Genomic DNA, 16,209 nt, shown 5'->3' with positions numbered 1-16,209 from the left:
AAGAATAATTGTTCAAATAGAGACAACGGAGCGTTGTTGGCTATTAAAATTGAATTTAAGAACAATACTAATAAAAAAATCGTCGATTGTTACATTTTTGTTTCTATCAGTTATTTTGTTTTTTTATATCGGAATTTTGCAGGGTAAACCGGCTGTTTCTGATATCGATGCATTTATTGAAACGTCTTTTCAATGTGATACCAAATCAGAGGTTAACCTTAACGAGTTAGTGGTGTATTCATCGGGCAAAGTGTTGGCTGAGGATGTTGCTAAAACCTTATGCAATGATGACATCATAAGTAAACAATATGGCAAGGTAACCTCTTATTGGGGTTATAAAACCTCAGACACGATTGAGTTTTTAGGCAAAGGGATTGCTGATTTAATCCTTGCTAAAGAAAATTTAATTAACGCTTTTATGGCGGAGTCAACTTACAACTACCAAGCTGTTGTTGGATTTCCTGATTACACTGCCTATTTAATTTCGAGTAAAGAAAAACCTAGAATTGATAAGAGCTACTTTTTAGATAAACGCATCGGTTTACTTGATTACCCAACCAGTCGCTCAGGACATATTTTACCAAAGCAGCTATTTAAAAAATTAGATATCAACCTAGAAAACCTAGATATAACTTACGCTAGTTCCCATACTGAGTTAAGAGAGCTGCTTGCCAGCGGAAAGGTTGATTTAATTTCTTCTTATTGGCAAGACATTGATCAGCAACGTTTTTCTAAAAATTATATTACGCCTATACGCGACAATATAAGTGGCAGTCGTTGGTATTTAAAAATGCAGGACGAAAACACCGACCTTTTATGTGCAGTTCAAGCACAGTTAACCCTATTGGCACACAATCAAAATTCTCATTACTTTAATCATGTTGAGTCTTTTTGGGAATGTGACTCGACTCAGCAAACAATGAAAGTAGGGGATAGCAATGCTGCCAATTAGAATTAAGCTTGTTTATGGCGCAATATTTTTAAGCTGCTGCTTGGTATTATTTACTACCTTCATTATCGCAAAAGCTTATAAGACAACAACTAATGATGCACTGACTTTAGCAAAAGTTGAAAACCGTATTGCTCTTGATTTAAACCATTTAAATTTACCAGATGGTTTTTTGAAGCACTCCGGTAGTAGAGACATGGTACTCAATTATATCAAGCGTCTTAATGCTCAATTAGCAGACTCAGGCGTGATGGTTTACTCTATTGAAGGTATTTCGGAATATCCTGCTCGTGCTGATTTAATTACTAAGCAATTACATGCACCTCAAAAATCATTAACTGTTAGCTTTGTTATCGCATCTTCTTTATTAGATAAAAACGATATAGCTGTGTTCATTCTGGTCTGCTTATTTGCATCTACATTTACCTACTTATTATTTATCAGTGAACGAACCAAGATTCAAATAGCTAAAAACGAACCTGAAGTTGCAGTTCAGATAGAAGAGAAACCTAAATTGATAGTCGATCTTCAAAATAAAACCTTGGCTGCTAGTTGCGATGTTGATAAAACAGTGGCCCTTGCGAATAAACCATTGTGTTTTTATCTTGCTTTAGTTGAGTTTTGTATTGAACAACCTGACGTAGTGCTTAATCAAAATAAAGATGTACCAGAAGAATTACTGACTTTAGCGAACAAGTATTTTTACCGGTTAGTTGAGCTTGGTCACACAATACGTAAACGACCAAACTTTACTAATAGCTTAGAAAAAACTTTAAGCGAAATTCGGGCAGCCCTTGATGAAGTTTGGCAAGAGCAGCTTGAGATAAAAGAAACCTATTATCCGCCTAAAGCCCATGGTGAAGGTTCACGCTCTCGATTACATCATTACGGATTGAAGTCGATTGAGATCACCGATATTGAAGTCATAGGGAAATAATCTAGTTTTAAAGTAAAAAGGGAAGTCACTGACTTCCCTTTATCTATTTAGATATTGATGATTAGGTATCTAAAACTGCTTAGGAGTGTAATCAGCCGCTTTAACAGGGCTATTTTGCTCAAAGAAACGTTTTAATGCCTGTGCATCGGTATCATCTGTACTTACAAAGCCTTTTTTATTGGTAAGCGTAGGGTAGCCATCACCACCAGAGGCGTTGTAGCTATTAATACTCATTCGATATGTTGTAGTCATATCAAGTGGTTTACCAGCAATTTTAACATCAGATAAAGTGTCGTTATCGCGTTTGAAGCTTAGCTTATAGTATTGTAAGTAGGCACCTGAATCAGGTGGGAAAGAAGTAACAACCTGCAAGTAGTCATATAGCTCTTGGCCTGTCATATCAATATAGGTGATACGGTTTTTAAAAGGATGAACTTTTAAAATATCTTTATAACTGACATCGCCAGCTTGAATGCTATCACGAATACCGCCACCGCTTATCAAACCAAAATCAGCACCCACTGACTGCATTTGTGCAGCAATAATAACGCGTGCTAAGTTTACTTGCTCATAGCGTACTTTATTGCGGTCACCTTCAAGTTTTGCATCCACGTTACCTATTTTACCAGCAATTTGTGCTGCACCTTTTTTCTGATAAACCGCGAGCATGTCTTGTAAGTTTTTGTTTGGCTCGATGTACTCAGCCGCTAGCTGTTTATTGCCATTTTCATCATCGATATAAAGGTTTACCGGAATAAGTGAGTAATTAAGCAGAGTTAATTCATCGTTTTCTAACTTGAATTCAGCTTTTCCCACATATTTACCCCACTCATGGGCTTGCATGATCCAAGTACCGTTTTGTTGATCAGGCTTACACGCTTTACCTGGCATAAAGCTTTCGTCAGCAACATTGGCTTCTTTCATACACACCGGCTCTTGTGAATGACCGCCGACAATAATATCTAGCATTCCTTTTGGTAAGTTACGCGCCATAGTCACATCACCGGGTGCATTAATACCAAAGTTAGCATCAACATAGTGACCCATGTGCGTTACAGCAATAGTGATATCAGGCTTGTACTGCTTTTCAATTTTTGGGGCTAACTTTGCAGTCACTTCTGTAGGGTCTTTAAATTCTAGGCCACCGATATACTGCGGGTTACCTATTTTTGCTGTATCTGTTGTGGTTAAACCAATGACAGCAATTTTGAGTCCGTTTTTTTCAAAGATTTTGTATGCTTGATAACGAGTTTCACCGGTCGTTTTATCTATGATATTGGCTGATAAAAAAGGGAAGTTAGACCATTTTTGCTGTTTATCGAGTACAGCCAGCGGGTTATCAAACTCATGGTTACCAATTGCCATGGCATCGTAACCAATTACAGACATACCTTTAAAATCCGGTTCTGCGTGTTGTAGATCTGATTCAGGAATACCTGTATTGATATCGCCACCAGACAGCAGTAAAACTGCATGTCCTTGTGCTTTAGAATCGGCTCTTAATTGATCAATTAAAGTCTTGCGAGCAGCCATACCATATTCACCATGTTCGTTATGCCAAAAACGACCGTGATTATCATTAGTATGGAGCAGAGTGAAATATTGGGCTGAATCTGTATTGTTAGAAGAGGAGCTACACGCGGTTAGGGTAACCAGTAGCGATGTTAGTAAAAAAAAACGCATAATTGTTTGCCTGAATAGAGCAGTAGGTTAATTATGCGCTTAGTTTAAACGACTTAAGTTTAAATTAAATGTCTTTTATAAACTTTTGTCGCTATTTTCTGTATTTAGTTGTCCTGTTGCGGCAAGTTGTCTTCGTTGTAGTTCTTGTTCTGCATAATGAGACTTAAGATGATTATTGCCGACCATCCAATTTAAAAAACTAGCGGGTAACTTACTATAAGGCTCACCTTGGTGTAGGCCAAAATCGCATATTGCGTTCTCTTCATTCGCCATGGTTCATTCCTGTGTGTTCATTGTTGTCGTGCAGATACTAACAAACTGAGCCTATTTGATAAGACGATTTTGATTTAATCTTTAAACTTTTTATAACCATAATGAATACACAGTGTAAATTAATGTAACTGAGATGTAATTGATTTGACGCGTTTTGTGTAACTGTTTTGTTTGCTATTTAAGCACCTGCCTATTTTCTTTAAGCTTCTTGCAGTTTTATAATAAAAATTATCAGGAAAGATAAACAATGAAAAAACATCTACTTGCAACAGCTTTATTGGCTAGCAGTTTTACAGCGAATGCAACTATTGTCGAAATGCAAACGGACCTGGGCAGCATTACGATTCATCTTTATGATCAACAGACACCTGTTACAGTTGAGAACTTTTTAAATTATGTTGCAGATGGTAGCTACGATGGCACCGTTATCCATCGTTCTGTTGATAACTTTATTTTACAAGGTGGGGGTTTTAAATTTGGTACTGACTTTGATGCGATAGACACCGCAGACGCTATTACTAATGAACCAGAGTTGTCTAATGTGAAAGGTACCATTGCAATGGCTAAGCTTGGTGGCAATGCTAACAGTGCAACCAGTCAGTGGTTTTTTAATTTAAAAGATAACAGCGCAAATCTTGACTTACAAAATGGTGGCTTTACCGTTTTTGGCGAGGTAACTGTCCAGAGTATGGCTGTGATAGAGCAAATCACAGAATTAGTACATTGTGGAGAGATCCCAGTAGTAAACTTAAATGAAGAGCAGTGCCCAGATACAACATCAGGTTTTAGTGGTGAAAACTTATTTTACATTAACAGTGTAACTGTGATTGACGATGACCCTAATTCATCTGCTTCTTTATCACCAAAAGAAAACACGCTGATTGATGAAGATGACGCTCCAGACAACGGCGGTAGTAGTTCAGGTGGTAGTCTTGCATGGATGCTATCTTTATTAGCCCTAGCAGGCTTTGCTCGTCGTAAATAGTTCCAACCCAAAAAGTTAATAAGGCGCTAAAAAGCGCCTTATTTCTTTGTATTGATGATTATTAAAAGATTCTAACTAAAATCAGCACCCACATTATTAGCATTATAAAGCTACTGACAACGAAACTATAATAGCGCGCCTTCAAGGTGTTTGAAGTTAAGTGTATTACGCTATGAATAATTCTCAATGCAACATAAACCCAAGCAAGGGCAACAAAAACAGTACCTACAGCATTTACTTGCAGAGCGGTTAAACAGGCAATAAAAAACAGTACCGGCATTTCGAATTGATTGATAAAGTTACGGTCTGCTACGCGAACATTATCCCCAGCCTTTTCAAGTTCCATTGTTAAGAAGTCTTTCATCTCAATGGTTTTTTGTTTTGCCGCACGAAAGCGGCGTTTACCCATAATGTACATCACAATAAATGTCAGTAACACCTGAGTGAACATTGCTACAATTAGCCACTTTTCCATAGCTCATCCTTTGTTATAGTTATTGCTATTAATCTTAACCGTAAGTACTGCATTTTCACAATGTGTTACAAAGTTTTGCTGTAACTTAACTGAAAAGCATTGAATTGCAGCGCTCGAAAACACATGATAAATAAAAATTTATTCAATTTCTAATGGATACAAAATAATGAAAAAAATAATGGGACTCAGTGCAATCGCTTTTGCAGTGTTAGCAGGTTGTTCTTCTACTTCTACCACAACGCCTCCTGCTGCTAATACTAACCTTATTCCAGACTCGTTAGTTATCAGCCCAAACGACACCCGTGAGTACAAAACATTAATACTTGATAATGAAATTGATGTAATTTTAATTTCAGATCCAAGTGCTGAAAAATCAGCTGCTGCATTGAGTGTTGGTGTTGGTTTATTGCACGACCCTATGTCGCAACAAGGTATGGCGCACTATTTAGAGCATATGCTCTTCCTTGGTACAGACCGTTACCCAGACACCAAAGGTTACAGTGATTTTATGACTAAAAATGGCGGTGCTCATAACGCTTACACTTGGTTAGATATCACAAACTACATGTTCAAAGTGAACAATGATGCCTACGATGAAGCACTTGACCGTTTTGCGGATTTCTTTAAATCACCAAAGCTTTACCCTGAGTACACAGACAAAGAAAAAAATGCCGTAAATGCCGAATGGTCAATGCGTCGTGAAATGGACTTTTTTGGCCAATTTAAACTGGCACGTCAAATGATGGGCTCACATCCTGCTAACCGCTTCTTGATTGGTAACTTAGAAACACTAGGTGATAAAGAAGGCAGCAATCTTCATAAAGAAACCGTTGCTTTTTATAACAAGTACTATTCATCGAACATTATGAAAGTGGCGATGATTTCTAATCGTCCACTTGCTGAGATGGAAGCAAAAGCAAAACAGTACTTTGCTGATATTGAAAATAAAAATATCGAAAAGCCAACGGTGACTGATAAGTTAGATTTCTCTGAAGCTGGCGGTAAACGTGTTTATTACGCACCGAATGAAGACGTAAAACAACTGCAATTAGAATTCACTATTGCTGATAACAGTTCACAATTTGCAGTTAAACCAAACCGTTTTGTTTCTTACCTTTTAAGTAACGAAATGCAAGGCAGCCCAGCACAAATACTACGTGATAAAGGTTGGGTATCAGGTTTATCGTCTTCTGCTTCACCAACGCAATATGGGAACTACGGCAGCTTAACAGTTGATATTGAATTGACTGATGCCGGCATGCAAAACCGCGAAGAAATTGTTGCTATGGTTATGCAATATATTGCACTTATCAAAGAGCAGGGTGTTGATAGCAAATACTTTAATGAAATTCGTACATCGTTAAACAATTCGTTTCAATTCCTAGAAAAAGGGGATGAGTTTGGTTATGTAAGTAACTTAACTGATAGCATGCAAAAGTTCCCTGTGAACAACGCAATTAACGCACCTTATTATTATGCCAAGTTTGATGCAGATGCGGTGCAAAATGTCCTTTCGCAATTAAACGAAGATACTTTACGTATTTGGTATATTTCAAAACAAGAAGAGACAGATTCACAGCTGCATTTTTACGATGGTAAATACCGCATTGAAGATATCAGCGAAGCAGAAGTTGCAAGCTGGAGCAAACCGAGCGAATACGCTTTAGCATTACCAACAGTAAACCGCTTATTACCAGAAAGCTTTGCAATTAAAACGGCGGAGTTTAAACAACAAGCGCATCCTGAACTGGTATTTGATAAGCAAGGTGTAAAAGTTTGGCGCCAAGCAAGTCAGCAATTTGCTGAGCAACCTAAGGGTCTTGTTGAAGTTTACATTAATACACCTGATGCCCTTGTGAATGTTAAATCACAAGTTCTTTATGCAGTGTGGGCTGATCTTTATAACTTACAACAAAGTAAATTAAGCACAGAAGCCGCTGTTGCAGGTATGAGCTTAGGGCTACAACCAAGTAACGGCCTTGTGTTATCACTTAGTGGTTTTACTGATAAACAAGATGTTCTTTTAGCTCAGGCCCTTGAAAATCTAACGTTAGATGTGTCTGAAGAAGGTTTTGCCCAAGCAATCGATCGTTTTAAGCGTGATTTACTAAATCAGCAAAAACAGTTCCCATTCTATCAAGCATTCGGTGAGTACTCTAAGCTTACTCGTAGTGGTAAATTTGACACCGAAAGCTTAATTGCTGCGGCAGATGCGCTAACTCTTGCTGATTTTGCAGATATTAAGCAATCAACACTTGCTGCCAATGACTTACGCGTATTCACGTTTGGTAACTATAACCAAAATGATGTTGACGCTATTGCGAGTAAACTAACCGCTATTTTACCAAAAGGTCATAAAGCGACCGAGTTTGCTAGAAGTAAAGCTTGGTTGCCTCAGCCTGGTGAGCGTATCGTTTTACAAAAAGATATTGATGTAGCTGATGTAGCAATCATTGACATGGTTGTTCACCCAACCCCTGGCTATAAACAAAAAGCACAGGCACAAATTTTACAAAGCCACTTTAGAACCGTAGCGTTTGATAAGTTACGTACTGAAGAGCAATTAGCTTATGCGGTTGGTGCGTTAGCGCGTCCAATCGAAGATTATTCTGCATTAGGTCTTTACATTCAAACACCTGTTAAAGGCCCTAAAGAGATGCAGGCGCGCTTTGATGAGTTTAAAAAGCAATACGCAGTTGAGCTTGATAACATGACAGAAGAAACATTTGCACAACTTAAAAATGCAACGCTTGTGTCTTTAAAAGAGCAACCTAAGAATTTAAGTGATGAAATGTCGCCACTTATTACAGACTGGTATCGTGAGAACTTTAAGTTTGACTCTAAAGAAAAGCTTATCGCTGAAGTTGAAAAAGTAACCTTGGCTGATCTGAAAGATTATTACAAGAAAACGATGCTCAATAGTGAAGCTGCGCGTTTAAACATTCAAATGCGTGGTAGTAAGTTTGCAGATAAGCCATTTGCAGATCTGAAAAGTCAAACAAAAGTCGAAAACTTAGAAAGCTTTTACAAAGGCATTAAATTCCAAAACTAATTTAATAGTTGATAAACAAAAGCCCAAGCTATTGCTTGGGCTTTTTAATTTATGCGATAAGCAAAAATCCTATAAATGCAGCAGATGCGGCAAGTAAGGTATAAGGCAGTTGCGTGATAGCATGGCTGACTAAATCACACCCTGAGCCTTGTGCAGCAAGTACGGTGGAATCTGAATAGAAGCACGCTTGACTACCAAATGACGACGCCGATAACAAAGCACCAATCACTAAAGGAATATTGGCATCAATTGCGTAAGCCAGTGGCATTACAATAGGAATAGTTACTGCGAAAATCCCCCAGCTTGAACCCGTTGCAAAAGCAAGGACTGCCATTGCTAAAAACACCACGGCTGGTAAGTACTGTGCTGTCATATAAGGGCTCAAGGTATTAATGACATATTGCGGTAGCATTAATTGGTCACACACATCTTTAAATATAAATGCAGCAACCACAGTCCCAATAGCGGGGATCATGCTTTTAAAACCATCGAGCATACGCTCAACGAGTTCTGACAATGTCATCAACTTTTGTAACATATAAAAAGGTAAAACAACGGCAAAGGTTGCCAGCAGCCCTTTATAGACGTCAATGTCAAAGTAAACAGTAAACGCAACAAGTAAAACTATCGGTACTAAAAAGTTATAGAGTTTGCCGTTTGATGCTGCTGTTTCAAAGTTTTCTTCCGCTGCTTTCACTGCGTATTCATCTGCTGTTTGAATATCTGTGTATTGACTATTCGAGATCTCGATTTGATTATTCATGGCACGTAGTTGTGCTTTTTTCATCGGACCAAAAGCAGGGATCACATTTAAGCTAACTAGTAATACCACAATGACTGCAAACCAAGCGTATAACATATAAGGGATTGCTTGAATGTAGACGGCAATACCTTGTCCTTCTGGTGCAACATTATTATCAACTAACAAGCCTCCAAAAAATACAGCCCATGTAGAGAGTGGTACAAGCACACAAATAGGCGCAGCCGTTGAGTCAACAACATAAGCGAGCATTTCGCGGCTAATTTTAAACTTATCGGTGATACGCTTCATAGTTTCACCGACGGTTAATGCATTTAGGTAATCATCGATAAAAATAATTACACCTAGCACAAAGGTCATTACTAACGATGAACGCTGGCCTTTGGCAAATTTTAACGCTAATTCGGCGAATGCACTTGCACCCCCGGTTCTCACTAATAAAGCGATTAATGCACCAAATCCACCACAGACTAGAATTAGCCAGGCAATGGTTTCGTCTTGCATTACTTTTAATGAAATATCAGCAAAATTTGCTAACACAGCGGTCGGACCTAGCATGGCTAAACCAAATAAAGCACCAATCAGTAAAGATAAAATAGGGCGGCGTAAAAATACGGCCAAAACCACCACCAATACTGGCGGCAGTAAACTTAACGCAGAAGGTTCTTGCATTATAATTTTCACACAGTTAAGCAATACGAGATTGCTTAGAGAAATCAAAAGTCTATTGACTCAATTAACTGCTTTACGCGAACACACTTTTATGGACCCTTTAGGGAAAGTGCCTGCGTTGGCTGGCGCCAGACAGTATAGAGGGTATACTGCTTTTGTTTTGCCCAAAACATCGCAAGAAAAATAATCCTGAATATTAATTTAGTCAATAACAATTTTAATTGCGATGATAATTATTTTACACTCATCTATAACGTCACTTTTTATTAATTGAGCAAAGGGATTATGGCATTTTCAGATACTTACAGACTCAGTAGCCATGCGGTTATCACCAACAACCAAGGTCAGGTGTTATTACTAAAAGCGAATTACGGTCAAAAAAGTTGGGGGCTACCTGGTGGGGCTTTAGATAAAGTTGAAACCATTCATCAAGCGTTACTTCGCGAATGCCAAGAAGAACTTAATTGTGATGTAGATATCGCTTATTTAAGTGGCGTTTATTATCACACAGCGTTTAACTCTCATGCGTTTATTTTTCGTGCTCATATAGCTGAGGACGCTGAGATAATGTTGAGTAATGAGCACACAGAGTATGGCTATTTCGATATTGACGAGTTATCTAAAGTACAAAAAGAGCGTGTTCTTGATTGCCTTAATTTTACCAATGATGTCGTGAGTAAGGTGTTTTAATAAATGTTAGATATATATTTGCGCGCTGGGCAGCCTGATGATGCCGCGTTTATCGTTGAGCTTTTAAATCAAGCAACATTTTTAGAGCACATAGGTAATAAAAACATTAATACGCCCGCACAAGCAGAGCATTATATTCAACAAACGTTTATAAATAGCCACCAGCAATTTGGCTTTGGCAGTTATATTGTTTGTTTAGCTGATGATACACCGGTTGGAATGGTAGGGCTCTTTCAGCGCGATGCGTTAGCTATCCCCGATTTAGGATTTGCCTTGATAGCTAACTATGAAGGTAAGGGTATTATTACATCTGCTGCTAGGTTATTGATGGCCAAAAAACACGTATTAGAGCTTGGTGTACTTGCAGCAATAACCTCACCAACAAATATTGGCTCACAAAAGGTGTTACAGAAACTTGGCTTTGAGTTCATAGGCGATGTCATCATTAACGATGACAATCAGCCTCTAAAACTCTTTTTAAAGAGTAAACTTTGATACTTCGTTTGCAACTTGTTTGTTTACCTTTAACCATGTTGACTCAAGTGTCGCGACAAGCCCTTCGTAATCACTTGCTTGTAATGGTGTAAGCTCATTGAAGTAATTAACCGCTTTTAACTTTCGGCCCGACTCAGGGTTTGTATAGTACAAACGCCAAAGCCCTGCAATGTTGGCATTGCCTTGCTCATCGCCATTAAAGTGATGTAGCTCATATTCTAATTCATAATAGCTTTGTTGATCTAAATCGGTGATCACCGGTAAACCTTTTATTACCATCCAATTATCAAGGTCAGTGTAAAGCTGTTGATGGGCACTGGCGGTTAACATTAAATCCGGTGATTCACTCCATAAATGGTAGTTAGCAGCATTGACTCGGTTGTTGTCGAGTACCATAGCAATACCGCGATTATTAAGCGCACCACGTAATTGTACTGTGTTGATCCTTAGCTGAGCTTGCGTATTTTCAGCTAACCGCTGCATATTCACGATTGGTTGCGAGAATTGATAATACTCAATAGTTGAGAATGACGTCTGACTGCAGGCCGAAAGTAACAGCACTGCTGCGATTGAAACACAGCGTTTATAGTTCATTATTGTTTCCTCGGCGTTGGATCTGCGGGTAGTTCTTTATCAAATATCAGCATATTAGGCTGCTGGTTCAAGCCACGTGTAAGTGGTTGTAGCTCTTCACTTAAACGTTTAAATTCGGACAAGGTAGTTTGTAACTGCTGATGGAAAGCCGAACCTTGTTCGTAACTTGCCATGGTTTTTTCAAATTGTTTCATGGTTTTATCGAACTGTTGCATGCTTTTAGTCATTTCTGCAAAGTTGCGATTTATATCACCGGGTAAATCTTGGGTATCTTGTTTATTGATCAATTCTCGCATGTCATGAGCAAGTTCTTGGTACTCAGAAAACGTAGTTTGCATTTGTGCCAAGCTGTCTTCTATCTTAAGGTTGTTCACTTTATTTAACACATCGGATACTTGGTCAGCTATGACCGTAATACCACTCGATACACTTGGGAATACGGTATAATCGGCTATAGTCTTTAATTCGGCAGGTTCCGCGTTATCATAAATGTCTAAGTCAACGTATACGGCGCCGGTAAGTAAGTTACCTGGCTTTAAAGAGGCTCTAAGGCCATTTTTAATCCAGCTATCTAAGCTTGAATGCCAAAACTCGCGTGCAGCTGTACTGTCGTGGTAAAGACGACCATATTCAATTTTAATAAGGGCAGGTACTGCGGTATTGTCAGTTCTAAAGTGTGCAGGCTTGCCGTCGATCATGACACTTGCTGGTGCTTCAACCACACTACCAATACGCATACCACGGTATTCAACAGGTGCCCCAGCTCTTAACCCACGAATTGATTGCTCAAAATCGATTAAGTAATAATCAAAGTCATAAAAGCGCTCTTCTAACGCGGCTTTATAACTATTACTTAATGAAAAACTGTGTCCATTAGTGGCGACTTCACCAGGAGATTGTTGCTCAGGTATACCTACAGAAATTCCACCTTTGAGTAACTTACTTAATGAACCTGTATTTACATTAATTCCATCAGCTGATAGGTCTATTTCGATACCTGAGTTCACCCAAAATATAGAATTTAAGGTAATTAAATTTTGATAAGGCTCATTAATGAAAATGCCATATTTCATGGCCTGATTTTTCCAGTCAAAGGTTGCAGTTTCTATTTGGCCAATTTTGTAATCTTTGAAATAAATACCCGTACTTACATCAAGTACTTCAGCGTTATAGCTAAGCAGTGTGAAACGACCACCTTTAACATCATTGCCAATTAATGCGGGTTCATCCTGAAGTTCAAACTTATCCGCTAGCTTCTTGCTTTCACCCGGTGCAAATTCTAAGTATACGCCTGAGAGCAGAGTGCTCATTCCAGTAATACCTGTATCATCAATTCGTGGTTTAACGACCCAAATTTTTGCATCGTCAGTTAATAGGTCATCATAGTGTTTATCGATTTGAGCTCTTGCAATTACACTATTTTGCTGATCTGACAGACGTACATGATTAATTTGGCCGATTTTTACACTACGTACTTTTATTTCAGTTTTACCAGCAACGATACCTTCTGCATGAGGCATTTTTATAAAGATAGTGGTGCCTTTATTTGCCTGATACTGGTATAACATCCATGCGCCTATTAGTAGGGCTATTAACGGAATTATCCAAATAGCCGAAATATTTGGCGCTGATTTTATTTTAGCGTTTTCGCTCATGCCAGAGTCTCTTGTTTTACTTTCTTTAAATTAGTAGGGCTGTCCCACAGTAAGCGTGGATCAAATGCATGGGCTGCCAACATTTGGCAAATTACCATAGTGGTAAAAAATATTGTGCCGATGCCTGGTGTCACAGACATTAAATTTCCTAGTTGTACTAAGGCTACTAGAATCGCGACAACAAATACATCAATCATTGACCATTTACCTATAAATTCAGTTAATTGGTAGATACGTGTATAGCCTTTTGTTTGTCTATTTGCAGGCTTCATCACCATATAGCATAAAAAACTTAAGATTAGCGCTTTGGCAAGGGGAACAACTACACTGGCCAAAAATATGATCATGGCTATTGGATAAGAACCACTATTCCACAAAATCATCACACCACCAATAATCGTAGAAGGCATTTCATCACCTAGGCTGGTGGTATACATAATTGGGTAGATGTTGGCTGGGATGTAGCAAGCGACAGATGTGATCAACCAAGCAAACGCTTTTTGTACACTATAAGGATTGCGGGTAAAGGTTTTTGTGTCACATCGCGAGCAAATTTCAGTATTACATAATTGGCCACAAACATGACAAGCACGCAGTCCTTGATCGATAGCTCGTGTGTTTGCAATTGTTTGATCTATATATGCGGGCTCTCTTAATTGCTTCCAAAGATAGTGTTTATTTAACTTCGCCATGGTTGCTACATATAGAACCACAAATGCCACATAGGACCAAAAGCTTACACCAAATTCAATGTCTGCCATTGACATTATTTTGACCATGCTGACCATCACCCCGATTAAGAAAATCTCGGACATGATCCAAGGCTCTAAAGCAAAGGTGGTTTTTAACAATCTTTTGCCCCACAAATAAGGTAGTACTTTTAATACACCTAAATGTAGCGGAATAATCAATAGTAATAACAACATAGGTAAGCCTATGATGCTTATGTCAATAAATAGACCCAAAAAATCGTTATCGTAATTGAATAAAATACGCGCAGCATCAGGAAGCGTAATGGTTTGTGTAATACCGCTACTCGTGAAAGATAAAAAAGGATAAAACATACTGCTTAAAAGCATGACTATTGCGCTTAAGCTCAATGCGACCACTGTACTGTCTTGGCAGGCTTGTGATGTTGATAACTTAGTATTGCAATGTGGGCAAAGCGCTACTTGTTTTGCATTTAAATGTGGGATCTCAACGACCAGATCACAACTAGGGCAGGCTGTTTGCAAACTTAGGGTCTCATAAACAAGAACTTAGTTAAGTTTGCACCAAATACTGCATAAATACAAATGCAGCATTGTTTAATATAAGCTAATATTTGTACAAAGCGATTACGCTTTTTAATACATTTAATTCATTATGGTGATTAGTGAAGCAATTATTTACCCTTTTAATGTTGTTTATTAGTGTTAAAGGTGAGTGTTTATCTGAGCCAAATATACAACAACCTATTGTTGTTGCTGCAAGCGCCTCTTTACCTCCTTATGTTATCGAAGATACCAATAGCGGTATTCAACTTGAAATTTTAAAAGCAGCTTTTAAGTCACAAGGCATCTCTAATATTCATATTCATTACATGTCTAATAAACGTGCAGAGCAACAGCTTATGCAGGGAGAGGTTGATATTGCATTAAACTTTCCTCCAGTTCTCACTCCACATGTTTATAAAAGTGATGAACTACTGCGCTATCAAAATGTCGCGGTCAGCCTTGCTAACAGAGATTTAAAAATTAGCACTATCTATGATTTAGCAGGTAAAAGTGTACTTGCCTTTCAGAACGCAACTAATTTTATTGAAGCACCTTTTAAATCGGTTACCAATATTTTACGCTCTTACGAAGAAGTGGTTAACCAAAAAGCGCAAGTTGATCACCTTATGAAGGGCTGGGTTGATGTTATTATTTTAGAGCGCCGGGTGTTTTTATATTATTTAGAAAAATATAAACAAAGCGCTGAGGTAAAACCTTTTATTGTGCATGCAATCTTTAAAGAAGCACCAAGACCTGCGTTTTTTTACAGTAAAACGTTAAAAAACACGTTTAATTTGGGTCTTGGTGAGATCATAGAATCAGGCGAATACCAAGCAATTATTCGCCTTGATGGTACTGAGTACGCGCAGCTTTCAGAGCCAGAGTTACGCGAATAACGCAACAGTTTGGCGGCTCAATGCAATTAGCTTACCGTCTTCACTCCAAATACAGCCATCTTCAAGACCATAGCCATCTTTACTATGATGGGTAACAGCCTCGTAGCCAATCCAAGCATCATGGGCAATTGCAGGTTCTTCTACAAATTCTATGTACCATGACATACTACTTGCTGGTGCAGGTTGCTTGTACATTTGTAATAGAGTCGGTGGCCATGCATCTGTTAAAGCAATGATATGCGCTTCACTCATTTGCTCTGGTACATGTTTGAATTTCATCCAACCACCTAAATGTGAGGTGTCTGCTCCAGAGAAAGGCATATTGCCGTCTTGCAAACACAGTGCAACGTGCTGGAAAAATGCCGGCATCACGCCTTCTTTATAAGGTAGGGTAAAACGTTCATCAACGGGTTTTAGCTGCATGGTTTTAGTGACATCTACTTGTACACTTGATTGACGCTCAGCCCCAAAACAGGCTTGTGTAATAACACAAACATCGCCATTTTGAATCACTTTTGCCAGTACCTGCGCACTGTTTTTTCCTTCACGTAAGACTTCAACGTCGATTGAAAAATCATTGTCAGCGATTAACGGGCCAACAAAGTTAGTACTTAAAGATAATAAACGGCGAGAGTTATCGATATGCTGCCGTATAGCTTGATATAATAAAGCTGCAGATAAACCACCAAATGCAGTGCGGCCTTGGCACCAGTTTTCTGGAAACTGCATTACTTTTGTTTTGTCTTTACCTAGTTCAGCTGCCATGGCGAGTAATTGTTCAAAATGCATAATTTTCCTTAACGTTTATTGTTATGGTTTAGGTTATAGCACAGCCAA

16 protein-coding genes are annotated in these 16,209 nt (G+C 38.5%); 7 read left to right on the top strand and 9 right to left on the bottom strand.

All coding sequences use genetic code 11. The features are described from left to right. The first annotated feature begins 49 nt into the window (after window positions 1-49). Window positions 50-952, top strand: coding sequence for a type 2 periplasmic-binding domain-containing protein (locus CWC02_RS07100; RefSeq protein ID WP_138617296.1), 903 nt, complete (start codon window positions 50-52; stop codon window positions 950-952). Next, window positions 939-1,886: a hypothetical protein gene (locus CWC02_RS07095; protein WP_138617294.1), complete on the top strand. Its 948-nt coding sequence runs from the start codon at window positions 939-941 to the stop codon at window positions 1,884-1,886. The genes CWC02_RS07100 and CWC02_RS07095 overlap by 14 nt, the downstream gene beginning before the upstream one ends. A 69-nt stretch (window positions 1,887-1,955) precedes the next feature. Here the strand turns inward: CWC02_RS07095 and ushA are convergent, their stop codons facing one another. The 3 genes from ushA to CWC02_RS21115 all read right to left on the bottom strand — a co-directional run bounded on the left by ushA (window position 1,956) and on the right by CWC02_RS21115 (window position 4,181). Next, a complete protein-coding gene (gene ushA / locus CWC02_RS07090; protein ID WP_138617292.1) occupies window positions 1,956-3,569 on the bottom strand; it encodes a bifunctional UDP-sugar hydrolase/5'-nucleotidase UshA in 1,614 nt (537 codons plus the stop codon). A 75-nt stretch (window positions 3,570-3,644) separates the two neighbouring features. Beyond that, the gene (locus tag CWC02_RS07085) at window positions 3,645-3,842 is read right to left on the bottom strand and encodes a hypothetical protein (RefSeq protein ID WP_054552199.1); all 198 of its coding nucleotides are present in this window, start codon (window positions 3,840-3,842) and stop codon (window positions 3,645-3,647) included. 231 nt (window positions 3,843-4,073) lie between these two features. Beyond that, window positions 4,074-4,181 (bottom strand): AgrD family cyclic lactone autoinducer peptide, encoded by a 108-nt coding sequence (locus CWC02_RS21115; RefSeq protein ID WP_365995968.1) that lies wholly within the window; start codon window positions 4,179-4,181, stop codon window positions 4,074-4,076. Between CWC02_RS21115 and CWC02_RS07080 the strand changes: the two genes are divergently transcribed. After that, entirely contained in the window at window positions 4,150-4,827 is a 678-nt protein-coding gene (locus CWC02_RS07080; protein WP_502705401.1) for a peptidylprolyl isomerase, read from the top strand. The genes CWC02_RS21115 and CWC02_RS07080 overlap by 32 nt on opposite strands. Before the next feature lie 61 nt (window positions 4,828-4,888). Here the strand turns inward: CWC02_RS07080 and CWC02_RS07075 are convergent, their stop codons facing one another. After that, window positions 4,889-5,302, bottom strand: coding sequence for an MAPEG family protein (locus CWC02_RS07075; protein ID WP_138617288.1), 414 nt, complete (start codon window positions 5,300-5,302; stop codon window positions 4,889-4,891). Between the two features lie 166 nt (window positions 5,303-5,468). On the opposite strand from CWC02_RS07075, the gene CWC02_RS07070 reads away from it, so the two are divergent. Beyond that, the gene (locus CWC02_RS07070) at window positions 5,469-8,354 is read left to right on the top strand and encodes an insulinase family protein (protein ID WP_138617286.1); all 2,886 of its coding nucleotides are present in this window, start codon (window positions 5,469-5,471) and stop codon (window positions 8,352-8,354) included. Window positions 8,355-8,403: 49 nt separating this feature from the next. Here the strand turns inward: CWC02_RS07070 and CWC02_RS07065 are convergent, their stop codons facing one another. Beyond that, window positions 8,404-9,786, bottom strand: coding sequence for a Na+/H+ antiporter NhaC family protein (locus CWC02_RS07065; protein ID WP_062565487.1), 1,383 nt, complete (start codon window positions 9,784-9,786; stop codon window positions 8,404-8,406). Window positions 9,787-10,071: 285 nt separating this feature from the next. On the opposite strand from CWC02_RS07065, the gene CWC02_RS07060 reads away from it, so the two are divergent. Together CWC02_RS07060 and CWC02_RS07055 are read left to right on the top strand one after the other, a co-directional pair. Next, complete coding sequence (locus CWC02_RS07060; protein ID WP_138617284.1) at window positions 10,072-10,476, top strand: NUDIX hydrolase; 405 nt, start codon at window positions 10,072-10,074, stop codon at window positions 10,474-10,476. A gap of 3 nt (window positions 10,477-10,479) precedes the next feature. Next, window positions 10,480-10,971: a GNAT family N-acetyltransferase gene (locus CWC02_RS07055; RefSeq protein ID WP_138617282.1), complete on the top strand. Its 492-nt coding sequence runs from the start codon at window positions 10,480-10,482 to the stop codon at window positions 10,969-10,971. Here CWC02_RS07055 and CWC02_RS07050 read toward each other — a convergent pair. From CWC02_RS07050 to CWC02_RS07040, 3 genes are read right to left on the bottom strand one after another with little or no spacing between them, the layout of a single operon-like run. Further along, complete coding sequence (locus CWC02_RS07050; RefSeq protein ID WP_138617280.1) at window positions 10,954-11,565, bottom strand: PqiC family protein; 612 nt, start codon at window positions 11,563-11,565, stop codon at window positions 10,954-10,956. The two genes, CWC02_RS07055 and CWC02_RS07050, sit on opposite strands and share 18 nt — an antisense overlap. After that, window positions 11,565-13,220: an intermembrane transport protein PqiB gene (gene pqiB / locus CWC02_RS07045; protein ID WP_054552207.1), complete on the bottom strand. Its 1,656-nt coding sequence runs from the start codon at window positions 13,218-13,220 to the stop codon at window positions 11,565-11,567. The genes CWC02_RS07050 and pqiB overlap by 1 nt, the downstream gene beginning before the upstream one ends. Beyond that, on the bottom strand, window positions 13,217-14,455 hold the full coding sequence (locus tag CWC02_RS07040; RefSeq protein WP_138617278.1) for a PqiA/YebS family transporter subunit: 1,239 nt from the start codon (window positions 14,453-14,455) through the stop codon (window positions 13,217-13,219). Before CWC02_RS07040 ends, pqiB begins: the two co-directional genes overlap by 4 nt. A 140-nt stretch (window positions 14,456-14,595) precedes the next feature. On the opposite strand from CWC02_RS07040, the gene CWC02_RS07035 reads away from it, so the two are divergent. Next, window positions 14,596-15,372: a substrate-binding periplasmic protein gene (locus CWC02_RS07035; protein ID WP_249364082.1), complete on the top strand. Its 777-nt coding sequence runs from the start codon at window positions 14,596-14,598 to the stop codon at window positions 15,370-15,372. On the opposite strand, the gene CWC02_RS07030 is transcribed toward CWC02_RS07035, so the two are convergent. Then, entirely contained in the window at window positions 15,361-16,161 is an 801-nt protein-coding gene (locus tag CWC02_RS07030; RefSeq protein ID WP_138617276.1) for a thioesterase family protein, read from the bottom strand. The two genes, CWC02_RS07035 and CWC02_RS07030, sit on opposite strands and share 12 nt — an antisense overlap. Window positions 16,162-16,209 lie beyond the last annotated feature (48 nt).

This window comes from Pseudoalteromonas sp. S2721 (genome assembly GCF_005887425.1).
Lineage (GTDB): Bacteria > Pseudomonadota > Gammaproteobacteria > Enterobacterales > Alteromonadaceae > Pseudoalteromonas > Pseudoalteromonas simplex.
The sequence above is the reverse complement of the archived record's forward strand: the minus strand, read 5'-3'. Positions and strand labels throughout refer to the sequence as shown.

Excerpts from the sequence above, each read along its gene's own strand:
- CWC02_RS07095 (WP_138617294.1), top strand. The coding sequence starts at position 939 with ATGCTGCCAATTAGAATTAAGCTTGTTTATGGCGCAATATTTTTAAGC.
- ushA (WP_138617292.1), bottom strand. The coding sequence starts at position 3,569 with ATGCGTTTTTTTTTACTAACATCGCTACTGGTTACCCTAACCGCGTGT.
- CWC02_RS07085 (WP_054552199.1), bottom strand. The coding sequence starts at position 3,842 with ATGGCGAATGAAGAGAACGCAATATGCGATTTTGGCCTACACCAAGGT.
- CWC02_RS21115 (WP_365995968.1), bottom strand. The coding sequence starts at position 4,181 with ATGCTGCCCAGGTCCGTTTGCATTTCGACAATAGTTGCATTCGCTGTA.
- CWC02_RS07075 (WP_138617288.1), bottom strand. The coding sequence starts at position 5,302 with ATGGAAAAGTGGCTAATTGTAGCAATGTTCACTCAGGTGTTACTGACA.
- CWC02_RS07070 (WP_138617286.1), top strand. The coding sequence starts at position 5,469 with ATGAAAAAAATAATGGGACTCAGTGCAATCGCTTTTGCAGTGTTAGCA.
- CWC02_RS07065 (WP_062565487.1), bottom strand. The coding sequence starts at position 9,786 with ATGCAAGAACCTTCTGCGTTAAGTTTACTGCCGCCAGTATTGGTGGTG.
- CWC02_RS07060 (WP_138617284.1), top strand. The coding sequence starts at position 10,072 with ATGGCATTTTCAGATACTTACAGACTCAGTAGCCATGCGGTTATCACC.
- CWC02_RS07055 (WP_138617282.1), top strand. The coding sequence starts at position 10,480 with ATGTTAGATATATATTTGCGCGCTGGGCAGCCTGATGATGCCGCGTTT.
- CWC02_RS07050 (WP_138617280.1), bottom strand. The coding sequence starts at position 11,565 with ATGAACTATAAACGCTGTGTTTCAATCGCAGCAGTGCTGTTACTTTCG.
- pqiB (WP_054552207.1), bottom strand. The coding sequence starts at position 13,220 with ATGAGCGAAAACGCTAAAATAAAATCAGCGCCAAATATTTCGGCTATT.
- CWC02_RS07030 (WP_138617276.1), bottom strand. The coding sequence starts at position 16,161 with ATGCATTTTGAACAATTACTCGCCATGGCAGCTGAACTAGGTAAAGAC.